This is a genomic window from Actinacidiphila oryziradicis, from assembly GCF_005047355.1.
GTDB lineage: Bacteria > Actinomycetota > Actinomycetes > Streptomycetales > Streptomycetaceae > Actinacidiphila > Actinacidiphila oryziradicis.
Genome location: NZ_SUMC01000289.1, coordinates 1 through 2,450 on the forward strand (window position 1 = coordinate 1; position 2,450 = coordinate 2,450).

At 70.7% G+C, this 2,450-nt stretch carries 3 protein-coding genes and 1 pseudogene; 1 reads left to right on the forward strand and 3 read right to left on the reverse strand.

Annotation, left to right across the window (positions count from 1 at the left end; genetic code table 11):
* Nucleotides 1–302 precede the first annotated feature (302 nt).
* Entirely contained in the window at nt 303–476 is a 174-nt protein-coding gene (locus FCI23_RS58020) for a hypothetical protein (protein WP_169317488.1), read from the reverse strand.
* A gap of 2 nt (nt 477–478) precedes the next feature.
* Nucleotides 479–619 (reverse strand): hypothetical protein, encoded by a 141-nt coding sequence (locus FCI23_RS58025; protein WP_169317489.1) that lies wholly within the window; start codon nt 617–619, stop codon nt 479–481.
* 588 nt (nt 620–1,207) lie between these two features.
* Here FCI23_RS58025 and FCI23_RS55245 point away from each other — a divergent pair.
* On the forward strand, nt 1,208–1,777 hold the full coding sequence (locus tag FCI23_RS55245; RefSeq protein WP_136731700.1) for a hypothetical protein: 570 nt from the start codon (nt 1,208–1,210) through the stop codon (nt 1,775–1,777).
* A gap of 363 nt (nt 1,778–2,140) precedes the next feature.
* Here FCI23_RS55245 and FCI23_RS62190 read toward each other — a convergent pair.
* A pseudogene (locus tag FCI23_RS62190) lies at nt 2,141–2,450 on the reverse strand (hypothetical protein); the annotation flags it as partial.

The following is a 2,450-nucleotide window of genomic DNA, read 5'->3' on the forward strand; positions in this document are numbered from 1 at the left end:
TCGTCCACGACGGGAAGCCCCCGCAGGTGGCCGTCAAGGAACTGATGTCGCGCTCGGCGAAGCCCGAGCGCCGCTGAATCGCGACGTCCGAACGCATCCGAGTAAAAGCGTTTCACGAGCCCATAGTGGTCATCCAGTAGCTCGGGCTCGCACCCGCATAGCGCTACGACGGCGCATGAGAAGCGACCCCTGACCTCTTTCGTCACCCGGTCCTCCCCGCTCAACCATCGGGGGCACCCACACCAACCTCCGGTGACATCACTCAACCTTCGATGAGGACTACAGGATGAGTGCGACGAAGATCAGGCAGGCGGTTGGCCACCCAGCCGCGGGAGTTCACCCATTCCCGGCCGCTCCGCGCGTTTGCGGAAGAGGAGGTATACCAGCAGCGGCAGCCCCGCGATCAGGACGATGGCTCCGATGAACGGCAGCGCCGCGCCCAGACCCGCATGGTGCTGTTCCAGGTGTGCTCCCACGGTCAGCGTGACCACGATGTCGGAGGGGCATCGGCAGGGATCGCCAGCAGGCCGGTCGCCTCCATCAGCGTCCGAGCCACTTCGGCGGCTCGGCCGTCTCCCGTTTTCTTCACCGCGGCGATCAGGAGCAGGCCGACCAGCACGATCTGGAGGATGGTGCCCGCTGCCGCCTTGTCGGACAGGTGCCCGGCGAGACGGCGTTGGCCAGCAGCGCGAAGATCCCCCGCGTGATGGCGACTCCCACCGTCGTGGCCACCGCCCCGCCGAGGAGGAACGCCACGGACACGCGCACCGCCCGCGTCATCGACGTGCCTCCATCCGCGGGAACGCCGCACGCCCCCAGCCGTATCCTGATGGCCCGTCATGGGCACTGGGTCATCCTGCCCGGCCGGCGGCCTGTCCCGGCCGCCGCCGCAGGCGCTCGCGGAATGACCCCGATGGCCGCCTGGGCAATCGGCCGCCCGCCGGCGGGGCCGCGAAAGCCGTGTCCGGATCGCGGCCTGGCACAGCCGCCGGGCACTGCCGCGGAAGCCTGCGCGCGGGTGCACATCATCGTCGATGCCCCCCCGGGGGAATAGCCGGCCACCCACGTCCTGCGGGCGTGCACAGCGGGAAGATGCGGGAGGAGCCCATTACGGGCACGGTGGGAGGAGAGGGGCGAGAGCCGGTTATCGTCCGGCCACGCCGTTTCGGGGTGTCTTGTCCGCATCGGACCAGCCGGAGGAAACGTGATGACCGCAACCACAGACGTGCTCATCCCGGCACTGCGCGAGGTCCGCGAGGCCGAAGCCGCGATCGCCGACCGGCTCAGGGCGCATGCCACGGGCACGCCCGCCGAGGAGTACCGCGAGACCTTGGAGCGCCGCATCGCCGGCGCCAGAGGCCATGTGCGTCGTATCGACGAACGCCTGAAGACGTTGCAGTTGCAGCCCCGAGGACTGGCGCAGACCGTCTTCGGAGGTGCCGTGCGCCTGACCGGGATGGCCGTCCGGCTGCCCTTGGAGGTGGCGATGGGCATACCGGCCGCCTTGCTGCGGGGAAGGGCCACGCAGCGGCAACTGCTGAAGAACACCGAGCGGGAATACGGGATCACCGCCTTCGCCGTGGCGACCTGCCGGGCCGGCGAACACATCGCACAGGAGATTGGCGACACCGACAGCTTGGACCTGCTCGACTCCATCCGCCGCGACGACGAGGACCTCCTCGAACGCCTCGGCCCCACCCTCGAGCAGCGCGCCGAGGCGGTAGTGGCCGCCACGACCAAGGGAGCCGTGATAGCGGAGGACCGTCGAGGAGTATGAGCGTTCCCATGCGGGCCGCTCCCAGATCCTGAGCAAGATCGGGGACCTGCTGGAGCCGCCCTGGCCGTAACGGCCCGGGCCCTGGCCCGGTTTCAAGAGCGCGGCTCTGGCGGCTCCGCGACGCCGACCCCGGCCTCGGCCCAGCGGGCGCTGGCCTACGAGCGCCGCCACGGGGCACGCGCCACCGTCATCGCGGCCGCCCAGCGAATTACCTGACCGGCCCCGATCCAGCGAGACCGCCGGCAGTTCATAGCCCAGGGCCAGGCGTCCCTGGTTCCGCTTGTTGGCGCCCGCTTGAACCCGGCCCGTACTTCAAGGCGGCCTTGGTCAGCGGGCTGATCGGCCCGAGCGGGAGTGCCAAGATCAGCAGAAGCCGCGAACGCGTCCCGCGCGCGCCGCGAACGCACCCGCGCCGGCAGCACCTTGCCGCGGCACGTCGTACTCCTCCAGGTACAGCCCGCGCGTGGCGCGCCGGTACTCGGCGGTCGTGCCCGGCCAGGCGGTGGTGTCGCTGCCCTCGGCGTCGAGGTATCAGCTGGTGCAGCCGCCGGTGGTCCACACCGTACGGGCCATGCGGCGCTGCAACTTCGCGGTCCGGGCGCGTACGGCGGCGGGCCTGGCGTCGAGGGCGGCGGCGCCGGCTCGGCGTACACGGGTTCCAGGAACGACAGTC